General features: G+C 44.2%; 21 protein-coding genes and 1 pseudogene. 14 read left to right on the top strand and 8 right to left on the bottom strand.

All coding sequences use genetic code 11. The features are described from left to right. Positions 1 to 2: 2 nt before the first annotated feature. Complete coding sequence (locus AC6I7V_RS17725; RefSeq protein WP_255232191.1) at positions 3 to 659, bottom strand: START domain-containing protein; 657 nt, start codon at positions 657 to 659, stop codon at positions 3 to 5. Continuing rightward, entirely contained in the window at positions 656 to 1,819 is a 1,164-nt protein-coding gene (locus tag AC6I7V_RS17730) for a glycosyltransferase family 2 protein (RefSeq protein ID WP_255232190.1), read from the bottom strand. Before AC6I7V_RS17730 ends, AC6I7V_RS17725 begins: the two co-directional genes overlap by 4 nt. Before the next feature lie 264 nt (positions 1,820 to 2,083). Here AC6I7V_RS17730 and AC6I7V_RS17735 point away from each other — a divergent pair, with 264 nt between their 5' ends. After that, positions 2,084 to 2,881: a Cof-type HAD-IIB family hydrolase gene (locus tag AC6I7V_RS17735; protein WP_498011756.1), complete on the top strand. Its 798-nt coding sequence runs from the start codon at positions 2,084 to 2,086 to the stop codon at positions 2,879 to 2,881. Between the two features lie 79 nt (positions 2,882 to 2,960). On the opposite strand, the gene AC6I7V_RS17740 is transcribed toward AC6I7V_RS17735, so the two are convergent. Next, on the bottom strand, positions 2,961 to 4,163 hold the full coding sequence (locus AC6I7V_RS17740) for an MFS transporter (RefSeq protein ID WP_498011757.1): 1,203 nt from the start codon (positions 4,161 to 4,163) through the stop codon (positions 2,961 to 2,963). Between the two features lie 84 nt (positions 4,164 to 4,247). Here AC6I7V_RS17740 and soxR point away from each other — a divergent pair, with 84 nt between their 5' ends. The 3 genes from soxR to AC6I7V_RS17755 all read left to right on the top strand — a co-directional run bounded on the left by soxR (position 4,248) and on the right by AC6I7V_RS17755 (position 6,779). Next, positions 4,248 to 4,694 (top strand): redox-sensitive transcriptional activator SoxR, encoded by a 447-nt coding sequence (gene soxR, locus AC6I7V_RS17745; RefSeq protein ID WP_255232187.1) that lies wholly within the window; start codon positions 4,248 to 4,250, stop codon positions 4,692 to 4,694. Between the two features lie 126 nt (positions 4,695 to 4,820). After that, positions 4,821 to 5,468: a DsbA family oxidoreductase gene (locus AC6I7V_RS17750; RefSeq protein ID WP_498011758.1), complete on the top strand. Its 648-nt coding sequence runs from the start codon at positions 4,821 to 4,823 to the stop codon at positions 5,466 to 5,468. Between the two features lie 114 nt (positions 5,469 to 5,582). Continuing rightward, positions 5,583 to 6,779: a winged helix-turn-helix domain-containing protein gene (locus AC6I7V_RS17755; protein WP_498011759.1), complete on the top strand. Its 1,197-nt coding sequence runs from the start codon at positions 5,583 to 5,585 to the stop codon at positions 6,777 to 6,779. Here AC6I7V_RS17755 and AC6I7V_RS17760 read toward each other — a convergent pair. Continuing rightward, complete coding sequence (locus tag AC6I7V_RS17760; protein ID WP_498011760.1) at positions 6,771 to 7,652, bottom strand: LysR substrate-binding domain-containing protein; 882 nt, start codon at positions 7,650 to 7,652, stop codon at positions 6,771 to 6,773. The genes AC6I7V_RS17755 and AC6I7V_RS17760 overlap by 9 nt on opposite strands. A gap of 106 nt (positions 7,653 to 7,758) precedes the next feature. Between AC6I7V_RS17760 and AC6I7V_RS17765 the strand changes: the two genes are divergently transcribed. From AC6I7V_RS17765 to AC6I7V_RS17780, 4 genes are all read left to right on the top strand, one after another. Then, the gene (locus tag AC6I7V_RS17765; RefSeq protein WP_498011761.1) at positions 7,759 to 8,058 is read left to right on the top strand and encodes a putative quinol monooxygenase; all 300 of its coding nucleotides are present in this window, start codon (positions 7,759 to 7,761) and stop codon (positions 8,056 to 8,058) included. A gap of 3 nt (positions 8,059 to 8,061) precedes the next feature. Then, entirely contained in the window at positions 8,062 to 9,039 is a 978-nt protein-coding gene (locus AC6I7V_RS17770) for a Gfo/Idh/MocA family protein (RefSeq protein ID WP_498011762.1), read from the top strand. A gap of 218 nt (positions 9,040 to 9,257) precedes the next feature. Continuing rightward, positions 9,258 to 9,596 carry a Fis family transcriptional regulator gene (locus tag AC6I7V_RS17775; protein ID WP_498011763.1) on the top strand — a complete coding sequence of 113 codons (339 nt, stop codon included), beginning with the start codon at positions 9,258 to 9,260 and terminating at the stop codon, positions 9,594 to 9,596. Between the two features lie 40 nt (positions 9,597 to 9,636). Then, entirely contained in the window at positions 9,637 to 9,933 is a 297-nt protein-coding gene (locus tag AC6I7V_RS17780) for a hypothetical protein (RefSeq protein WP_498011764.1), read from the top strand. Between the two features lie 5 nt (positions 9,934 to 9,938). Here AC6I7V_RS17780 and AC6I7V_RS17785 read toward each other — a convergent pair. The 3 genes and pseudogenes from AC6I7V_RS17785 to ulaR all read right to left on the bottom strand — a co-directional run bounded on the left by AC6I7V_RS17785 (position 9,939) and on the right by ulaR (position 12,189). Further along, a pseudogene (locus tag AC6I7V_RS17785) lies at positions 9,939 to 10,180 on the bottom strand (hypothetical protein). A 66-nt stretch (positions 10,181 to 10,246) separates the two neighbouring features. After that, the gene (gene ulaG, locus AC6I7V_RS17790; protein WP_498012364.1) at positions 10,247 to 11,314 is read right to left on the bottom strand and encodes an L-ascorbate 6-phosphate lactonase; all 1,068 of its coding nucleotides are present in this window, start codon (positions 11,312 to 11,314) and stop codon (positions 10,247 to 10,249) included. A gap of 119 nt (positions 11,315 to 11,433) precedes the next feature. After that, complete coding sequence (ulaR, locus tag AC6I7V_RS17795) at positions 11,434 to 12,189, bottom strand: HTH-type transcriptional regulator UlaR (protein ID WP_498011765.1); 756 nt, start codon at positions 12,187 to 12,189, stop codon at positions 11,434 to 11,436. Positions 12,190 to 12,537: 348 nt separating this feature from the next. On the opposite strand from ulaR, the gene AC6I7V_RS17800 reads away from it, so the two are divergent. The 6 genes from AC6I7V_RS17800 (at position 12,538) to AC6I7V_RS17825 (ending at position 18,017) form a co-directional block, all read left to right on the top strand. After that, positions 12,538 to 14,370 carry a PTS ascorbate-specific subunit IIBC gene (locus AC6I7V_RS17800; RefSeq protein WP_498011766.1) on the top strand — a complete coding sequence of 611 codons (1,833 nt, stop codon included), beginning with the start codon at positions 12,538 to 12,540 and terminating at the stop codon, positions 14,368 to 14,370. Between the two features lie 72 nt (positions 14,371 to 14,442). Then, on the top strand, positions 14,443 to 14,910 hold the full coding sequence (locus AC6I7V_RS17805) for a PTS sugar transporter subunit IIA (RefSeq protein ID WP_498011767.1): 468 nt from the start codon (positions 14,443 to 14,445) through the stop codon (positions 14,908 to 14,910). A 9-nt stretch (positions 14,911 to 14,919) separates the two neighbouring features. Beyond that, a complete protein-coding gene (locus tag AC6I7V_RS17810; protein ID WP_498011768.1) occupies positions 14,920 to 15,618 on the top strand; it encodes an L-ribulose-5-phosphate 4-epimerase in 699 nt (232 codons plus the stop codon). A gap of 20 nt (positions 15,619 to 15,638) precedes the next feature. Beyond that, positions 15,639 to 16,460, top strand: a complete 822-nt coding sequence (locus AC6I7V_RS17815; protein ID WP_498011769.1) for a pyridoxal phosphatase — start codon at positions 15,639 to 15,641, stop codon at positions 16,458 to 16,460. 4 nt (positions 16,461 to 16,464) lie between these two features. After that, entirely contained in the window at positions 16,465 to 17,112 is a 648-nt protein-coding gene (locus tag AC6I7V_RS17820) for a 3-keto-L-gulonate-6-phosphate decarboxylase UlaD (protein WP_498011770.1), read from the top strand. An 8-nt stretch (positions 17,113 to 17,120) separates the two neighbouring features. Then, positions 17,121 to 18,017: an L-ribulose-5-phosphate 3-epimerase gene (locus tag AC6I7V_RS17825; RefSeq protein WP_498011771.1), complete on the top strand. Its 897-nt coding sequence runs from the start codon at positions 17,121 to 17,123 to the stop codon at positions 18,015 to 18,017. A gap of 217 nt (positions 18,018 to 18,234) precedes the next feature. Here AC6I7V_RS17825 and AC6I7V_RS17830 read toward each other — a convergent pair whose 3' ends face one another. Next, entirely contained in the window at positions 18,235 to 18,444 is a 210-nt protein-coding gene (locus AC6I7V_RS17830) for a hypothetical protein (RefSeq protein ID WP_498011772.1), read from the bottom strand. Positions 18,445 to 18,533 lie beyond the last annotated feature (89 nt).

Consider the following 18,533-nt stretch of genomic DNA (forward strand, 5'->3'; position numbering starts at 1 on the left):
ATTTATTTATAGTTTTTGATGAAATCAAGTTTACGATCAGAGTATGCATATGTATCCAACATCTTAGACAGACCAAGAAGCGTCTTGGAAGGTTGAGACACAGCGACCATATTGATTAGCCAAGATGGGATAGATCCTCCTGGGTCACTCAACACTTGATAAGAGATATGAGTTGTCTCGTTGTCTAAAGGTGTGAGAACCCATCGCGACTCCAAATAAGCCACTCTAACGATGTTTTTATTGTCATTCGGTTGATAATTGGGTCTACCGTGTTGAGTAATGGTCACGATTAGTGTGTCGGGATCTTGCTCGATAAAATTTTCAACAATGGCTTCACGATCCGATACGGGCCAAGGCGCTTTTGTATATGTCTTCGTAACAGTGTGTGATTCGCTTAAATGTGCTAACTCTTCCATTTCATCTATGTTTTCTACCCACTGAGTACCTACTGAGGTATCGCTAAACAACGCGATGATTGAGGTAAGGTTGGCTTGTATATCCGCTTCTGCACGAAACTCCTTAAAGTCGTTACCTTCAATTTTTCGATTGTAGACTTTGATGCCTTTTTTATCATGCACGAGCTTCCAGTCATTTGCGTCTGACGCTAAAACTGAAAAAGACGTCGCAATAATAATGAATGTTAGAATCTTGTTTATCATGACAGTGAGCGCCCTTTCCAAGTGATTTTATTGTCTTTTGCTAAGCGATAGCTGTTGAGAATTAATAAGCTTTGTAACGAAACCCCGAAAGGGACAGTTAGTGCATAGCGAGTTGGTATAAAGAGTTCTTTGACCAAAATAAGATAAGTGATAATAGAAGCCAGCAACATCAAAGCATTTATCGTTAGTGAATAGATATTGATTGATGAAGGATCTCCGATGAAATAGTGAGTTGATATAAGCAGCATTACTGGTGCAGCCCATGCAATGATATTTGTTTTGATGAATGCACCAAGTACTTGTAATCTTGATTGGCAATTTACAATTAGATTCATATTTTTGGAGAAGCCTGCCCAAATCGAACCAAGGTCTGAATACATATGAGTGCTCATGAGCTTGTCTGCAAAAGCCCAAAATGTTTTAAAACCATTTGTCTTCATGAGTTTTGCAAAAGCGATGTCTTCGGATATTTCGCTTGCTACTGCACTATGTCCACCTACAGCATCGTATGACTTTCGTGTGAAGAGCATAGCTTGGCCATTCGCAATAGCTTCTTCTTTCAGCTTGTCGTTCGCGTTTTTGAAGTTCATGTAAGACGCAATGGAAAGAAATATCCCGGGTAAAGTGATCTTCTCAACCGTTGATGTAAATGCTTGTCTAGGATTGAACGATAGTAAATCCGTTTTGTGTCTTGAAGCGAAATCTACAACACTCTGTAGCATCAAGGGGTCCGAATGTGTATCAGCATCGATAAAATATAAATACTCACCTGTTGCTTGCTGTGAACCGACCATGCAAGCGTTGCTTTTCCCTAGCCAATTGGGTGGTAACTTTCTCCCTGTTATACAACGAACGTTAACACTCGATGTCTCGATTAACCTATCAACAACCGCTCTTGTGGAATCCGTAGAAAAATCATCAACAACAATGATTTCAAACTTGTCTTTTGGATAATTCTGCTTCATTAGCGAACTGAGGCTAGTTTCAATATTATCTTCTTCATTTCTCGCAGGGATAATAATGGACACGGTTGGCCATTTCGCTCTGTTCAGTGAAGCTTTAGGCGTAATGTGAACCCGATGGCGCGCTAAATTGGCAAGAGTGATGAGAAACTTTATGGTAATTATGCAAAATAAGGTCGAAGTAATGGCCAGAATCATGGTTATAGTTGTCAAATAAAGTGATAGAGGTCATGGAGCGTATAGCCTTTAGGGAGTTCGTTCATCTCTTGTATGTAGGGTCTAGTCATTCAAAGTGACATGTCGGTGATCTCGATTTTGCGTTTGAATCACATTTGAATTGATTTATTAGAGTTCGAAAATAAGCATTGCACTCAAAGGTCACTCTAGCGATATAATTGAACGTAGAACGTTATACACAGTAACGGATCTAGCTAAATTCTCACTAATAGGTAAGTTTTGAAGATGCCACACCACAACATTAAATTTATCGCTGCTGATATGGACGGCACTCTACTCAACGAGCACGGTAAGCTCGATCCCGCATTTTTTGACCTGTATGAGAAGCTAGAAACGCAAGATATTATGTTTGCCGCGGCTTCTGGTCGTCAGTACTACAGCTTGATGGAGACCTTTGCTCCGATTAAAGATCGTATGATGTTTGTTGCTGAAAACGGCACACTCGTGATGCATAACGGTGAAGAACTCTATAGCTGTACGATAGATAAAGCATCGATTCAAGCGATCATCAAAGAGGCGCGCAAAATTGACGGCGCTCATTTAGTTCTTTGCGGTAAGAAATCTGCGTATATTGAAACGCAAGACGAGCAAGCGACAACTGAATTTGCAAAATACTACCACCGCTGTGAGCTGGTGGATGATCTACTGACGGTTGACGATGAATTCATCAAAGTTGCGATTTGTCATTTCGGTGGCTCGCAAGAATTTGTTAACCCTTTGATTAAAGAGAAGTTTGGTCAAGATTTTCAAGTCGTGGTGAGTGCTAAAATCTGGCTGGATGTAATGAATGCGGAAGCCTCAAAAGGTGCGGCGATCAAACATCTACAGAATACCTTGGGCTTCACATACGAACAGACGATGAGCTTTGGTGATTACCTCAACGATTACGAGATGCTTAAAGAGAGCTACCACTCGTATGCGATGGACAACGCACACCCCCAATTGAAAGAGATTGCGCGTTTCAGTGCGCCAAGCAATAAAGAAGCGGGTGTTTTCCAAGTGATTGAAAAGCTTCTCAGCTAATTCATTCAACTCCTTACTTATGCATCGAAAACCAGCTCCCTATATGAGCTGGTTTTTTATTGCGCATTCCTTGTAGACCTCAAACACACTGATTAGACAAGGTGCACTCTGGGCTAATCTGCTTAACAAACTGTGTCATCCAAAGTGCTGCGGCTAGTACAATGATTCCCACAATCACAAACCCGTACACAATCGCATCAGTTGAAGCTAAGAAGGCGATCAGCACGTAACTTAAGCTTTGCGTCATAGTGGCGAATAAGGTTAAGCCACCATCAACGCGTCCTCGATGAGCCATATCCACGGAATGGTGCATCCAGTTAGTTCTTGCGATTCGATTGAGAGCATTGAACGCCCCCAGTGCTAAGGTTAGCGCGATGATATAAACCGGATCGCTGAGCTGGCCGATGGCGACTAAGGTTAAGCCTATGATCAGCATCGACAGTTGCATGATGGTTTGATGAGAAACCATGTTGAGTATTTTAGGTATCAACAAACCAATAACCAAAGCTCCTACTCCTAAAGCTATGTTGTAGAGGGCTAACCAATCGCCAGTGATGTCGATTTCAGAGAACCAGATTGGAACCAGACGACTTAGAAAAGTAAGCACTGGATAAGAGAGACACGACGCCATTAAAAAGGCAAAGAATGAAGGAGATTGAACAACCAGTGTCTTTATCTCAATCAGTTGTTGTTTGAATGGTGTACGAACTGATGATTTTATACGACTTTGGTAAGGGGTCAGCAGGTAACTAAAGGTAGCTAACAAAGAGGCGATGCCTGCAAACAACCCAAACTCAATAATGCTCCACTGTTCCAGCAGAATCACTCCCAGAGCGCCAGCGCCTAGCGTCGTCGATTGCATGACAACCTCTTGATAACTTGAGATCTTCGCATACTCCGTTTGGTCGTAGTTTTCTTGAGTAAACGCATTATTGGTGTGCCAAGCTAAGTTACTCGATACCCAAAAGATCAGTTGCGCGACCCCTAACACCCATAGGCTTCCCCAGCCGATAACGTAGATGAAAGCGACCAAAAATGCCGTCATAAATTGAATGACCTGCATCCATACCAAGATGTTTTTGCGTGAATGTCTGTCGATCAAAGCTGAGAAATAGGGTGTTGAACAGAAAGTAGTGAGGGTACAAGCCAGTGCCGTGAGCGCGACGAACTCACCTTGGCCGGGCTGGCTGAGCATCAACCAGGGTAGCGCCAACATAAAGAGGCCAGAACTAATGCCATCAAAGAATCGTCCTGCAAGGTAGGGTGGGGTTTTACTTTTCATACTCTGTCCATGTAATTGTGTTCGTTTTGAGCTACTCTAAATCCTAAAGTTAACTTGAGGTCAACGGCTTTTAGGAGAAAATTTATGCATATGACAGTAGGGCAGGTGGCTAAGCGAGCTGGTGTAAGTGTGCCAACGTTACACTTCTATGAGCAGAAAGGGCTTATCACCAGTACTCGAGATCAAGGGAATCGTCGCCAGTTTGATCGACAAATCCTACGAAGAATTGCAGTCATTAAAGCAGCTCAAAATATCGGCCTGTCTCTGCAAGAGATCATTGATGCGTTAGCAACGCTGCCCACTCATCGAGCGCCTAAGAAAGAGGAGTGGGAGCAACTTGCTCTGGATTGGAACAAGCAGTTAGAAGCAAAGATTCAAAGCTTAAAAACACTGCAAAATGAGTTAAGTGGCTGTATCTATTGTGGTTGTTTATCGATGGAGAAATGCAAACTTTACAACCCTGATGATACTAAAGGTGTACATCAAACTGGGGGGAGTTTGATTCAAGGAAGGCCAGAAAGCGAAGAGTAGTTAAGGTGCTTTTCAAGGTAACTCGATGTATATCAGCTAGAATTCATTTAAACTTGAACGACTGTTCATAATTATCTATATTGTCTCGACCAGCATAACTGTACGTAGAGTACTAAGTGAAAAACGATGAGTAATAAAATCCAGTTAGATGTAGTTTCCGATGTCATGTGTCCTTGGTGCGTGGTTGGTTACAAGAATTTGGAAAAGGCGATTCAAGAGCTTGGACTAGAACAGAAGGTTGGGCTTACTTGGCAGCCTTTTGAGCTAAACCCAGACATGCCACAAGAGGGTGAAAACCTTCGTGAGCACCTGATGCGTAAATACCAAATCAGTGCGGAGCAGAGTCAGCAAAATCGTCTAAATATCGCTGAACGTGGTAAAGAGGTTGGCTTTACATTCGACTTTTACGATGAAATGAGAATGGTCAACTCCCGTCATCTTCACGTATTGCTTGAATATGCGAATGAGCATGGAAAGCAAACCGACCTAAAACTGCGCTTCTTCACTGCACACTTTAGCGAACAGAAAGACCTTTCTGACCTCAATGTGGTGAAAGCCGAGTTAGAACAAGTTGGTCTAGACGCAGAAAAAGCGCTTGAGCGTTTGAGTCAGGCATCTTACATCGAGCAAGTAGAGGCGCAAGAGTTCCAATGGCAAAGATTGGGTATCTCTTCTGTTCCTACGGTTGTGATCAACCGAACCAGCGCTGTGACTGGTGCACAAACGGTAGAAACGTATAAACAGATCTTACTCGAAGAGCTAGAACAAGAGTAATAACCATCTGCATAGCCTATTGAGAGTGTTTGCTGTTTTGTGACTACGTCGTTTTACAGCAAACATATGAATCGATAGGCTATTTTTATTCCCTTCATTACTCTCAGGATCTTTATGGATTCGCTGTCTCTTGCTCAAGCGCGAAAAATTATTCTGCATTCTCAACTGTTGCCACCTAAGCAGGTCAAACAGCCCTCGAAATCAGCCACTTTGTCAGCCATTGAACACCTCGGCTATATCCAAATTGATACTATTTCAGTGATCCAGCGTGCTCACCACCATACGCTTTGGAATCGAAATGCTCGCTATCAACCTAAAGATCTTGATGTACTGCTCGAACAAAAGCAGATCTTTGAATATTGGTCGCACGCTGCCGCTTATTTACCAATGCGCGATTATCGCTACAGCCTGTATCGTAAAAACGGCTTTAAAACCGGACAGTTGAAACACTGGTATAAGAAAGATCAAAGCTTGATGGACAATGTACTCAAACGAATTGAGCAAGAAGGTCCGTTAATGGCTAAAGATTTTGAGGGTGAACGTGCCAACAAAGGTGGGTGGGGCGGTAAGCCTGCTAAACAAGCGTTGGAAACCCTATTCATGCAGGGCGACTTGATGGTGCCCAAGCGAGTTAATTTTCACAAGGTGTATGATTTAACCGAGCGCGTCGTTCCTAGCCACATTGATACCAGCGTGCCCAGCGAGTTCGAATACGCTCGTTATCTGATCGTCCAATTTTTGCAGGCGAATGGAGTGGGGCTCGTTTCGGAAATGAGTTACCTACTGAAGAATGTCAAGCCGCTGCTTAACCAAGTCTTACAGCAGATGCTGGAGGAGGGCGAGGTGATAGAGGTTGCCATTGATCAGCAAACTTACTATTTACTTCCACACTCAATCGACCTGCTTAAACGACCATTGAGCCGAGGTAAGCTCAAAATCTTATCGCCGTTTGACAATCTTCTGATTCAAAGAAAGCGAATGAATGCCCTGTTCAACTTTGATTATCTGATCGAATGTTATGTCCCAGAGGCCAAGCGTCAATATGGCTATTTTAGCTTGCCTTTGCTGTGGCAGGGCGAGTTGGTAGCGCGCATGGATTGCAAAGTTGACCGTAAACAAGGGTGCTTACACATCAATAATCTAGTGCTCGAAAGTAAAGTCAAACAGCTTGAGGTGTTTGTTGAAGCCTTAGTACAAGAACTGCATCACTTCATGGTGTTTAATCAATGTTCACACTGTGTTGTTCATCAGTCTACGCCACTGGAGGTCCGTGATGTTTTAACGCTGCGCATAAAGGAACTATTAGGTTAGGTCTAACTCGCTCAGCAAAAAATCGACAAAAGTTCTATTTTTCAAAGAGAGTTGTTTAGTTTTGTACAGCAGGTGAACCGGTTTTGGTTTGGGCGTGTGTCCTGGCAAAATCTCTTTCAATGTGCCTTTTTCTAACTCCTCTTCAACCAAAATTCGAGGTTGAAGTAACACACCTACTCCTTGCAAAGCCGCATAGCGAAGTACATCCCCGTTGTTTGAATGCAATCGAACGTGGTCAGAGGTTCCAGAATGAATTGCAGTCTGCTTGGTTTGGCTATCACCGCGGCTAGAGTAACTAAAACCTAAAGATGGGTGGTTAGCTAAGTCATCGACCGATTCAATCTTAGGATGGTTGTCTAGATAGCAGGGGGAAACGGCATAAATCATCTCATAATCGCCCAGATGACGAGCAACCAAACTAGAATCGGTGAGCTTCCCAATACGCACAATCAAATCGATATCCGTAGAGTAAGGGTCAACCAGGTCATTGTTGAGCATCAGTTCAACGTTAATACTAGGATGCTGGCTCAAGAACTTGGCAATGATGGGAGCCAAAACCTTATTTCCATAGGTGATGGGGCTATTAATTTTAACGGTTCCTTGGGGCTTGTTTTCGAGTGTCTGAATCAGGTTTTCTGCGTTACTGATATCTTCCAATATTCGCTTACACTCGCGGTAATAGAGCTGGCCGGAGTCGGTTAAAGACTGTTTGCGTGTAGTGCGATGAAGTAGTTGGGTATTCAGGCCGGCTTCTAACGAGTGAATGTGTTTGCTGATCATGGTTGCTGAGAGGGAAAAGTGGTCTGCGGCGCGTCGGAAGCTGCCGTGCTCCACCACATAAGCGAACACTTTCATGCTAGTCAGTTTGTCCATGATAAAGTCCTATTAAACACTCTTAGTTTACAAACAATAAACGAAACGTTAGTTTATCAATTATTAATGGGTAATTATATTGGTGAGGATCTAAAACTGTGGAAAGATGAAAATGACGAATCCTATCTTCGTAACGGCTGAACTAAGAATAAAGCCAAACATAGAGCGTTCTGTAGCCATCGAAGCGATCGAGCAGTTCTGCCTAGACATGCAGAGTGAACCGGGTTGTTTACAAGCAATTGCAACCTATGATGAAAAGCAGAGTGATAGAGTTATCTTGCTTGAGCAGTACGCTGATCGTGAGGCGATCAATCAACACTTTGGTATGCCTCATACGCAGGCCTTTATTCAGACCGATATGACTGAACTGGTACAAGCATTTGAAACTCAGAAGCAGGAGAAGTAAGCGATGAAATGGGGAATCCTAGGAACTAGCTTTATTTCGGGTGTCATGGCTGATGCAATCAAAGGCGATGCTCAAAGTGAGTTGTACGCAGTTGCAGGGCGTACAGAGAAAACCCTGAACGAGTTTGCTGCGCAATATCAGCCAACCGTCACTTTTAATAGCTATGACGCTCTAATCGAAGATGAGTCGGTTGATATCATCTACATTGCGCTACCAAACCACGTTCACCATGAATACGTGATTAAAGCCGCTCAAAAAGGCAAAGCGATTCTGTGTGAGAAATCGCTGTCGGTTGATATGGAGAAAACAGACGCAGCGCTAGCGGCGGTTAAAGAAGCGGGTGTCTTCTTTGCTGAAGGCTTGATGTATCTAAACCACCCACTTATCGCTTCGCTTCATAAAGAGTTAGCGAGTGGCGAAATTGGTGAAGTACGCTCGATTCAAGCGTCATACATCGCGGCGATTGATCAGTTTGTGAATCCAGAAAGTAAAGGCGCATTGTACAACTTAGGTTGTTACCCGATGTCTCTGATTCACTCTGTCGCGCAACAGCAGTTTGGCGAGAGTATGTTTGAAAACCTACAGATCTCTGCACTTGGTCGACGCGGTCACGATGGTAATATCTGCGAATCGTCAGCGATGATGCGCTTCAATGATAGCTTTACCGCGCAAATCCACACCGCAGAAGATCACGGTTTAAAGCATGGCTTTACGATTTTAGGTAGCAAAGGCTGTATCACGCTCGATACCAACCCATGGTTACCGACTGAAGAAAACAAATTCACGGTTGAGATCTATGAAACGTCGAAGCGTGAAGTGAAAGTTGAAGCGCAAGGCGATGGCTTCCATTATCAAGTGCGCAATATCCGTCAAGCGGTTGAGCAAGGTAACAAGGAACTTGCTGCGCCAATGGCAACTCACCAAAACTCACGCGTAATCATGAAATTGCTGACGGATTGGGAACAAGCGGCGAGCGCTTAACCCCCAGACTTGTATCTACGACTCATGCTTGATTACCTTGCTGTATAGCTCAGCTAATCAACGTGGGTTGTCCTTTCTCATATATTCCCCCAAATATTTTCCCTTTTGATTCCCTATAATTACTTTGAAATTCAAACCGCCGCAGTGTCCAATATGGCTTAACAAATTTGAGTTGTAAAAACCTTATATTTTAAGGTGTTAAATAGGAAATGCTCTTCATGCGCAAATCGGATAAGAAAATTGACAACCAAGTCAGAGACGTACTCACCGACGTTTGTGAAGATACGTTGAAAGGCTACGATGGTTTTCTTTGGGTGACTCATACGGTCAACTTCTCTTCTTTTCCCCAGAGCCTGAAAATTGTTGGTGTATTCGATACCAATCAAGACAGAACCCATTTCTTAGAGAGTGGAGGCCAACAGGAAGTCGCTACGGTCATTCAAAATGCATTCAATCAAGTTGGCATTAAACTAAAGAATGCGGATAAGCACATAAGTTACGACACTCAAGAAAACTGCGAACGTGACCACCAAGGTAAGTGGAATTTGAGATTATAGTCGCCTCGTTCAACGCATTTCCCACGATAGAGGGCATAAAGTGAAATCAGCTCAATGGTCATTTAACAAGAGAACACTGTTATACGCTTTGAAACAACTTTCACTTCTGGTGCTGTTTCTGGTCGTTGGAGGTATCGTTTGGTTTGTTTGGATATTTTGGGGAGTGAGCGTTGCCCCTTTTGATGATCCTTACCTTTCAAATGCCGATTACCAAGTTTTGATTGAGCAAGAGAATCAGCTGATTAATATCGGATTATGGGTATCCATGATCTATGTTGCTAGCTTAGTGATCTTCTTTTCTGCTCGTATCGTGAAGGTGCTTAGAGCGCAAGGTTAATCCGATTACAAAGCGTGGATACGAATATCAGAGCACCGAAACCCAATCGATTGAGCGGCATTCATTAAGGCGTATTGCGTTTAAATACTCTAGGTTTGGCGGCTTTTCCTGATTCAAGGAAGCTTTGCACGCCCCATTTCTTGCTCTTAACCAAAAGGTAATAGCCACTCTTCTCTGGTGATATTACGCCAACTGCTTCATCTAGGTCGCCTCGCTCAAAATGCTCTTTGAATTCACGTAGCAACATACCAACTTCCTTATTTGAATATTAAAAAAGGGAGCAAAGTGCTCCCTTATTGAGTGAGGTTAATGGTTACAGGAATGCGCGGTAAGGCAGTTCTGGATCATTCTTGAAGATGTCAGCAAAGCCACGGAAGTGCTGGTAGTGCATACGACCTTTGTCTGTTGGGTAAGTGTACTTACCACCCACTTGCCAGAAGAAAGGTGCGAAGCCGTATTGAAGACGCTCCTTCTTCATGTTCCATAGCATTTCGATTTCACGAGGATCGTTTTGGAAGTTAGCCCAGATGTCATGGTGGAATGGAACCACTACTTCACAGTTTAGAGACTCAGCAGCACGAAGGATATCTGAAGACGTCATTTTATCAGTCACGCCACGTGGGTTTTCACCGTAAGAAAGCAGTGCTACATCGATTTTGTGGTCGTTACCGTGCTTCGCGTAGTAGTTCGAGTAGTGAGAGTCACCAGAGTGGTAAACAGAGCCGCCAGTTGTTTCTACCAAGTAGTTCACTGCGCGATCATCCATGCCATCAAGAATGTCTTTATCGATAGAAGATGTACCTTCTGGAAGAGTTACTAGAGCTGTGCGGTCGAATGCGTCTAGAATCTTGATGTTTACGTCTTTGATGCGAATCTCGTCACCAACTTTCGCGATAACACAACGATCTTCTGGCACACCCCATTTCATCCATAAATCAACACACGCTTTAGGACCAATGAATTTCACGTGATCGCCACAGTTTTGTAGAACTGCTGCTGCAACGTTGATATCGATGTGGTCGCCATGGTCATGTGATGCCATTACTGCATCAATTTCTTTAATCGCAAATGGGTCTAGCGGGAAGATAGCAGTACGCAGGTTTGGTTGAAGCGCTTCAACACCACCCATACGCATCATTTGGTGTTGGTTTTTCATTTTTTGAACCGCTTGTGTCTTCTTACCAGTACCACACCAGAAGTCCATTGATAGGTTTGCACCTTCTTCAGATTTTAACCAGATACCTGTACAGCCAAGCCACCACATAGAGAATGTGCCTGGTTCAACTACAGTTTGTTCAATCTCTTCATTTAACCATGTGCCCCACTCAGGGAATGTATTTAGGATCCAAGATTCGCGAGTGATTTCGTTTACATTCATGATAATACCTTTTATTTCACTAATTTGATTAATTTTGGATGTAGAGAGCCGAGCGCCTTAATTTGGACTAAGGCACTGAGCTGACATTCATTATTATTTGAGGGCGGGTTAGCCCATTAGATTTACACTAAGATGACTTGCGTCCCTTGAGCTTCAATCTTTTTAACCACGTCTGGGTTGGCATCTTTACCGGTGATTACTATGTCTATTTGCTTGGTATCGCAAAACAGCATTCCGGTTCTTTGACCAACTTTGGAGCTGTCGACCACAACGACCAGCTTGTCGACTTGTTCTAACATCTGTTGCTCGGCAACGGCAGTTAGCATGTCGGCTTTATAGAGACCCGCATCAGTTAACCCCTTACCAGACGTAAACATCCAGTTCCCGGCATAACCACCTAATGAGTTTGGTGCTGGGTTTAAAAAGATGTTTTGTGCCTTGTTGTATTGGCCACCAATGATGATCACGTCGTCATGATCTTCGTTGATCAAGTAGCTAGCGAGTGGGAAATAGTTAGTCACGATCTGAACATCATCCCCACACAACTGCTGACCCAGTAAGAAAGCGGTTGAACCACAGTTTATGACGACGGTGTCACCCGCCTGACAAAGCTCGGCAGCGGCATGCGCTATTTGAGCTTTCTCTTCATAAAACTCAGTACTGTTGATATTGAGCGGTGACCACTTTCTCTTTTGGTTTTCTATTCTTTCGGCGCCATTTCGTACCTTTCGAAGCCTGCCTAGCTCATCTAATTTTGCGATATCACGTCTAGCCGTAGCCGGTGAAACACTAAAACTATCAATAATATGAGAGACGTTAATCGTCTGCATTTCTTCTAGTAACGACAGGATGCCGTTGTGTCTTTGCACTTCATTCATATTTATCACTCTATTTGTCTCTGTGACAACTTTATGATTGTTTTTGATTTGTTTTGATTCTAGTAATCACGTTGATGATTGTCAAATATCCAGGTAAGTAAAATCAGATTTTAATCACTTTTTTATTTAAGTTGTTGTTTTTGTTGGGTTTTTATTTTGAATGTGATCCAGTGCTCAATTTAACCATATTGTTGGGGTGGATAATTGATACAAATCAAAGTAATCATAAATGAGCATTGCATGATTACTTTTGATTGTTAAAGTTTATCTCGTGAGCAAAAAGCAAAACAAGACATCACTGAAACCTACAAACCATTAAAAATACAAATTATATCAAGGGGTAAAGATATGGAGTTCTTATACGATATCTTCTATATTTTTTACAGTCAGGTTATGACCAAAGCACCTTTGCTGCTTGGTATCGTAACTTGTCTCGGTTACATCCTTCTCAAACGTGACGCAACAACCGTTATCTCCGGTTCAATCAAAACCATAGTTGGTTTTATGATTGTGCAAGTGGGGGCAGGAACGTTGGTAGCAGGTTTTAAACCGGTTATCGAAAAAATGAGTGAAATACATGGACTGACAGGCTCGGTAATCGACCCTTATACCTCCATGATGGCCACCATGGAAACCATGGGTGACAATTACTCTTGGGTTGGGTACGCAGTCCTTATGGCGCTGGGTATTAATATCCTATTGGTTGCCTTCCGCAGAATTACGGGTATCCGCACCATCATGCTTACGGGACACATCATGTTCCAACAAGCTGGCTTGATTGCTGTTTTCTACTTCGTGCTTGGCGCGGGGATGTGGGAAACCATCATCTACTCTGCAATTTTGATGGCTCTATACTGGGGCATCTCTTCCAACATCATGTTCAAGCCTACACAAGAAGTGACAGGCGGAGCAGGCTTCTCTATTGGTCACCAACAGCAGTTTGCATCTTGGGTTGCAACGAAAGTTGCTCCGAAGTTGGGTGATAAGAACGACAGTGTAGACCACATCAACCTACCGAAATGGTTACACATCTTCCACGACAGTATTGCTGCGACGACGTTAGTCATGACGGCATTCTTCGGTATCATTCTTCTCTCTTTCGGTCTTGATAACCTTCAAGAGATGGCGGGTAGCACACACTGGCTTATCTACATTTTCGAAACGGGTCTGAAATTCGCGGTAGCGATTCAAGTTATCGTAACCGGTGTACGTATGTTCGTTGCTGAGCTTTCTGAAGCGTTCAACGGTATTTCTCAACGTCTCATCCCGAACGCGGTTCTTGCGATTGACTGTGCGGCTATCTACGCATACTCACCAAACGCAATGGTGTTCGGTTTCCTTTGGGGTGCAGTGGGTCAATTCACAGCAGTATTGGCGATGTTGGCTTTCGATGCGCCAATCATGATTATCCCTGGCTTCATTCCAATGTTCTTCTCTAACGCAACGATTGGTGTTTTCGCTAACCACTTCGGTGGCTGGAAAGCGGTGATGAAGATCTGTTTCGTGATGGGCATTATCGAGGTGGTTGGTTCAGCTTGGGCGATTCACATCTTCGCGCAATCAGGTACTGAGTTTAACGGCTGGATGGGTATGGCTGACTGGGCTCTTGTATTCCCACCAATCATGCAAGGTATCTCTAGCTCTAGTATGTTCTTCTTTGTTGTTGTCGCACTAGCGGGTGTTTACATGTACTTCGCATCGAAGGCACTGCGTGCTGAAGAAGACGGCGAAGCACAACAAGCGCAAACCATGACAGCAGTAACTCCAGAAGGCGTAGAAGTTGAGGTTGAAGCGCCTAATTCTCAAGCGGCTAAGTCAGAAGCGCCTCTGAAATCTCAAGCGGTGGCTGAGGCTCCACAAGCGAGTGGCGCCACTCAACAGAAACCAGTACGAGTTCTCGTGTGCTGTGGCTCTGGTCAAGGTTCTTCAATGATGTGTTCTAAGAAGATCAAAGAGTTCTTAGATAAGAAAGGGGTTCCTGCAACCACATTCAACAGTGCAATCACAGACTACAAATCACACTTAGGTTCATTCGACATCATCGTTACTTCGGTTGCGCTGGCTGAAAAGATTACCAATCTACCCGAAGGTAAACAGCAGCTAGCAGTGAAGAACATGATCATGGTGAAAACCTTTGGTGATGAGCTGATTTCACTTATCGAAAACAACTTCCACAAATAATTGAACTAGTCCAGCGGCAAAGCGGTTGGGCTAATAAAAATACTAATAACAAATTACTAAATGAGCAAAACAATGAACTTGAAAGAATCTCTGATTACCAACAACTCAATTCAACTTAATGCAAAAGCAACCGACTGGCAGTCGGCTATCAAAATCGGTACTGATGCACTGGTTAAAGCAGGTGTGGCTGAAGAGCGTTACTACGATGCGATCATCAAAGCGATTTCGGCTGAAGGCCCATACATCTGTATTCACGATGCATTTGCTCTACCACACTGCCGCCCAGAAGATGGCGTAATCAAAACAGGCTTTGCGCTAACGGTATTAGAAACACCAATTCTTTTTGATGACGTAGACGAGCCAGTCGATGTACTGATCACCTTGGCAGGTAAAGATTCAGAAGAACACATCGAAGGCACGATGCAGGTCGCGAACCTGATCGAGTTTGATGAAGATTTCTCACAACTACGTGCATGTAAAACACCGCAAGATGTCGCGAACCTGATTGATATGGCGCTCGCACAAGCTGAAGCGGCTTAAGGAGTCGATATGTCCAAATATAACCAATTGAAACAACGTGTTTTAGAAGCGAACTTGCAGCTTCCTAAGTACGGTTTAGTGACATTTACCTGGGGTAATGTTTCTGAGTTTGACCGTGAAAATGGCGTAATAGCGATTAAACCTTCTGGCGTTGAATACAGTGACATGACGGCTGACGACATGGTGGTGGTGGATCTAGAGGGTAACATCATTGAAGGCAAACTGAACCCTTCAAGTGATACTGCTACTCACCTGGAGCTCTACAAAGCGTTCCCTGAAATCGGCGGCATTGTGCATACTCACTCTCGCAGTGCAACGATTTGGGCGCAGGCGGGTATTGATATTCCAGCTCTGGGTACAACACATGCTGACTATTTCTATGGTGACATCCCGTGCACTCGCAAGCTCTCAAACAGCGAAATTGCTGAACAGTATGAGAAGAACACTGGCTTGGTGATCATCGAAGAGTTTATTCAGCGTCGTATCGACCCGATGGCAGTACCGAGTGTGATTGTGGCGGGGCACGCACCTTTTTCTTGGGGCAAAGATGCCAAAGACGCTGTACATAACGCGGTGGTGCTAGAGGAAGTGTCGGCCATGGCATTGGCTACACGCTCGCTAAACAGCGGCATTAAGATTCAGCCGGAGCTATCAGACAAACATTACCTACGTAAGCACGGTGAAAATGCTTACTACGGGCAGCAATAAGTGCGATGTGAGGAGAGGCGATGTATCAAGTATTGGCGTTAGATCTTGATGGAACCGTGTTGACCGATGATCACACCATCCATCCTGAAGTGAAAGAAGCGATCCAAGAGGCCAAGCAACATTGCCATGTGATGATCGTGACCGGTAGGCATCACACCGCAGCAAGGCCTTATTACTATGAGCTAGGGCTAGATACACCGATTATCTGCTGCAATGGAACCTATGTGTATGACTACCAAACCGAGACCGTTTTAACTCAGAACGCTATCGAGCATCAGCACGCTATGACGTTCATCGACCTAGCACAGGAATACAAGCTGAAGATGGTGATGTATATCACCGATGCGATGACTTACTCCAACTACAACCCATTCGCTTACATGTTGGCGTTGGAAGAGTGGGCTGAGCACGCGCCAGAGCACCACAAGCCAAATATCTATCGCGTGGATTCATTCTCAGAAACGGCTAAGAACACCGAGTTTGTGTGGAAGTTTGTGGTGGAAGGGGAGCAAGAGTCGGTTGATCGTTTGATGCAAACGCCTTGGGTCAAAGACCACTTTAACGGCGAACGTTCTTGGTCGAACCGAATCGACTTTGCTGCCAAGGGCAATAGCAAAGGCCTACGCCTTGCTGAATACGTGAATGAACTGGGGTTTCAGGCCTCCCAAGTGATTGCCGTTGGTGACAACCATAATGACATATCAATGCTTCAATACGCAGGCTTAGGCGTAGCGATGTTTAATGCTGACGACACCGTCAAATCGAACGCTCAAGCCGTATGCAAAACAGATAACAATCAAGATGGCCTTGCCCATCTAATACGTGAACAAATTAAAGGATAAAACCATGACTAAACCAATGATTCAAATCGCCCTAGACCAAACAACCCTACCTGCTGCTATTGAAGTGGCGAACAACGTAGAGAGCTACGTAGACGTGATTGAGGTGGGGACTATCCTTGCGTTCGCTGAAGGCATGAAGGCGGTTTCGACACTGCGTAAAAACCACCCTGACCATATCTTAGTGTGTGACATGAAAACCACAGATGGCGGCGCGATTCTGGCTCGTATGGCATTTGAAGCAGGCGCTGACTGGATTACGGTTTCAGCAGCAGCGCACATTGCAACCATTGATGCGTGTAAGAAGGTCGCTGATGAGTTCAATGGTGAAATTCAAATCGAGATCTACGGTAATTGGACAATGGAAGATGCTCAAGCGTGGGTTGACCTAGGTATTACACAAGCGATCTACCACCGTTCTCGTGACGCTGAGTTGGCGGGCGTGGGCTGGACAGAAGCGGACTTAGTGAAGATGCGTGCTCTGTCTGAGCTGGGTATCGAGCTTTCTATCACAGGTGGCATCGTGCCAGAAGATTTGTACCTATTTGAAGGCATTAAAGCGAAAACCTTCATTGCAGGCCGCGCGTTGGCGGGTGAAAAAGGCCAAGAAACCGCTGAAGCACTGAAAGAGCAAATCAACCGCTACTGGAACTAGGAGGCGTTATGTACCAAAACTTAACGCGCCATCGTGTCGGGCTTTATGAAAAAGCCCTTCCGAATGACTTAAGTTGGGAAGATAAGCTAAAAACGACGAAAGAGTTAGGCTTTGATTTCCTTGAAATTTCGGTCGATGAATCTGATGAAAGACGCAGCCGCTTAGACTGGTGCGATGAAGAGGTTTATGGCCTACGCCGCTTGTGTGAAGAGCATCAAGTGCCGCTACAATCGATGTGTTTGAGTGCACACCGCAAGTTCCCATTTGGCTCAGCCGACCCGAAAGTGCGAGAGCAAGCCGTTATACATATGGAGAAGGCTATTACGCTTGCGTACAAGTTGGGTATTCGCACCATTCAGCTTGCAGGATATGACGTGTATTACGAGCCTGCTGACGAAGCGACACATCTGCGTTTTATCGAAGGTATGAAGCTCTCGGCACAACTGGCGGAGCGCGCTGGGGTGATGCTAGCGGTTGAGATTATGGACACGGATTACCTGAACTCGCTGAGTAAGTTTGAAGTGTTGAGCCGTGAGATTGACTCGCCTTATTTCACCGCGTATCCAGACGTAGGCAATATCTCGGGTTGGAATTATGACATCGTGACAGAGCTTAAGCTGAGTAAGCCGCGCATTACGCAGATTCACCTTAAAGACACGTATCGCGTCACTCCTGAATATAAAGGGCAGTTCCGTGACTTGGTTATTGGCGAAGGAGAAGTCGATTTCAATGCGATTTTCAAAACATTGAAAGAAACGAAGTGCGTAGTGCCACTTGTTATCGAAATGTGGGCGCAAGATGAACACTGGAAAGAGAACATCTTGAAAGCTCAGGTTCGCTTAAACGAAGTTTGTCGTCAAACGGGAGTGATGCCCCTGTTTGGGAATGAATTGCTTGGAAGCTAATCGTTTGGACAAGAAGCGTTTGGAAGCTAATCGCGTAGATTGAAATTGCGAAAAAATAACAGAATAGCAGCTCAGTTGGCTTAATCGATTAGCGAATCAGACATCGCTAATGTCAGAAAATTCATGCTCCTTTCTGACAATAAAAACGTGCAGCATATTGCCCCCAATATGTTGCACGTTCTGCTTTATCTGCGGTGAAGAACTCGATCGCCGTTGGTTACATAGCAACAGTGATGTGGTCGCGTCCTACCTTTGCCATCTCCATCAGAACTTCAGTGTGGTACTTCTTCTTCACGGTAACGTGAGTACCAATCTCACTGGCAATCTTTACGATTTCTAGTGCATCTGTTGGGTGTAGAGAAGAGTCTTTTGCGATTTCGATGTTTACGCCTAGTTTGACAAGTTCAATTGCGTCGGTTGAATGCATATTATTATCTCATTAATTGAATTTTTCAGGACTATATCATTTTCAATTTACCTAACTCTACCGTATCCCATGTAAAACGTAGGTGTACC

The sequence above is a fragment of the Vibrio sp. KUL70 genome (assembly GCF_059725515.1).

Bases quoted from the DNA above. Each gene is read 5' to 3' on its own strand.
- AC6I7V_RS17725 (WP_255232191.1), bottom strand. From the start codon at position 659: ATGATAAACAAGATTCTAACATTCATTATTATTGCGACGTCTTTTTCA.
- AC6I7V_RS17730 (WP_255232190.1), bottom strand. From the start codon at position 1,819: ATGATTCTGGCCATTACTTCGACCTTATTTTGCATAATTACCATAAAG.
- AC6I7V_RS17735 (WP_498011756.1), top strand. From the start codon at position 2,084: ATGCCACACCACAACATTAAATTTATCGCTGCTGATATGGACGGCACT.
- AC6I7V_RS17740 (WP_498011757.1), bottom strand. From the start codon at position 4,163: ATGAAAAGTAAAACCCCACCCTACCTTGCAGGACGATTCTTTGATGGC.
- soxR (WP_255232187.1), top strand. From the start codon at position 4,248: ATGCATATGACAGTAGGGCAGGTGGCTAAGCGAGCTGGTGTAAGTGTG.
- AC6I7V_RS17750 (WP_498011758.1), top strand. From the start codon at position 4,821: ATGAGTAATAAAATCCAGTTAGATGTAGTTTCCGATGTCATGTGTCCT.
- AC6I7V_RS17755 (WP_498011759.1), top strand. From the start codon at position 5,583: ATGGATTCGCTGTCTCTTGCTCAAGCGCGAAAAATTATTCTGCATTCT.
- AC6I7V_RS17760 (WP_498011760.1), bottom strand. From the start codon at position 7,652: ATGGACAAACTGACTAGCATGAAAGTGTTCGCTTATGTGGTGGAGCAC.
- AC6I7V_RS17765 (WP_498011761.1), top strand. From the start codon at position 7,759: ATGAAAATGACGAATCCTATCTTCGTAACGGCTGAACTAAGAATAAAG.
- AC6I7V_RS17770 (WP_498011762.1), top strand. From the start codon at position 8,062: ATGAAATGGGGAATCCTAGGAACTAGCTTTATTTCGGGTGTCATGGCT.
- AC6I7V_RS17775 (WP_498011763.1), top strand. From the start codon at position 9,258: ATGCGCAAATCGGATAAGAAAATTGACAACCAAGTCAGAGACGTACTC.
- ulaR (WP_498011765.1), bottom strand. From the start codon at position 12,189: ATGAATGAAGTGCAAAGACACAACGGCATCCTGTCGTTACTAGAAGAA.
- AC6I7V_RS17800 (WP_498011766.1), top strand. From the start codon at position 12,538: ATGGAGTTCTTATACGATATCTTCTATATTTTTTACAGTCAGGTTATG.
- AC6I7V_RS17805 (WP_498011767.1), top strand. From the start codon at position 14,443: ATGAACTTGAAAGAATCTCTGATTACCAACAACTCAATTCAACTTAAT.
- AC6I7V_RS17810 (WP_498011768.1), top strand. From the start codon at position 14,920: ATGTCCAAATATAACCAATTGAAACAACGTGTTTTAGAAGCGAACTTG.
- AC6I7V_RS17815 (WP_498011769.1), top strand. From the start codon at position 15,639: ATGTATCAAGTATTGGCGTTAGATCTTGATGGAACCGTGTTGACCGAT.
- AC6I7V_RS17820 (WP_498011770.1), top strand. From the start codon at position 16,465: ATGACTAAACCAATGATTCAAATCGCCCTAGACCAAACAACCCTACCT.
- AC6I7V_RS17825 (WP_498011771.1), top strand. From the start codon at position 17,121: ATGTACCAAAACTTAACGCGCCATCGTGTCGGGCTTTATGAAAAAGCC.
- AC6I7V_RS17830 (WP_498011772.1), bottom strand. From the start codon at position 18,444: ATGCATTCAACCGACGCAATTGAACTTGTCAAACTAGGCGTAAACATC.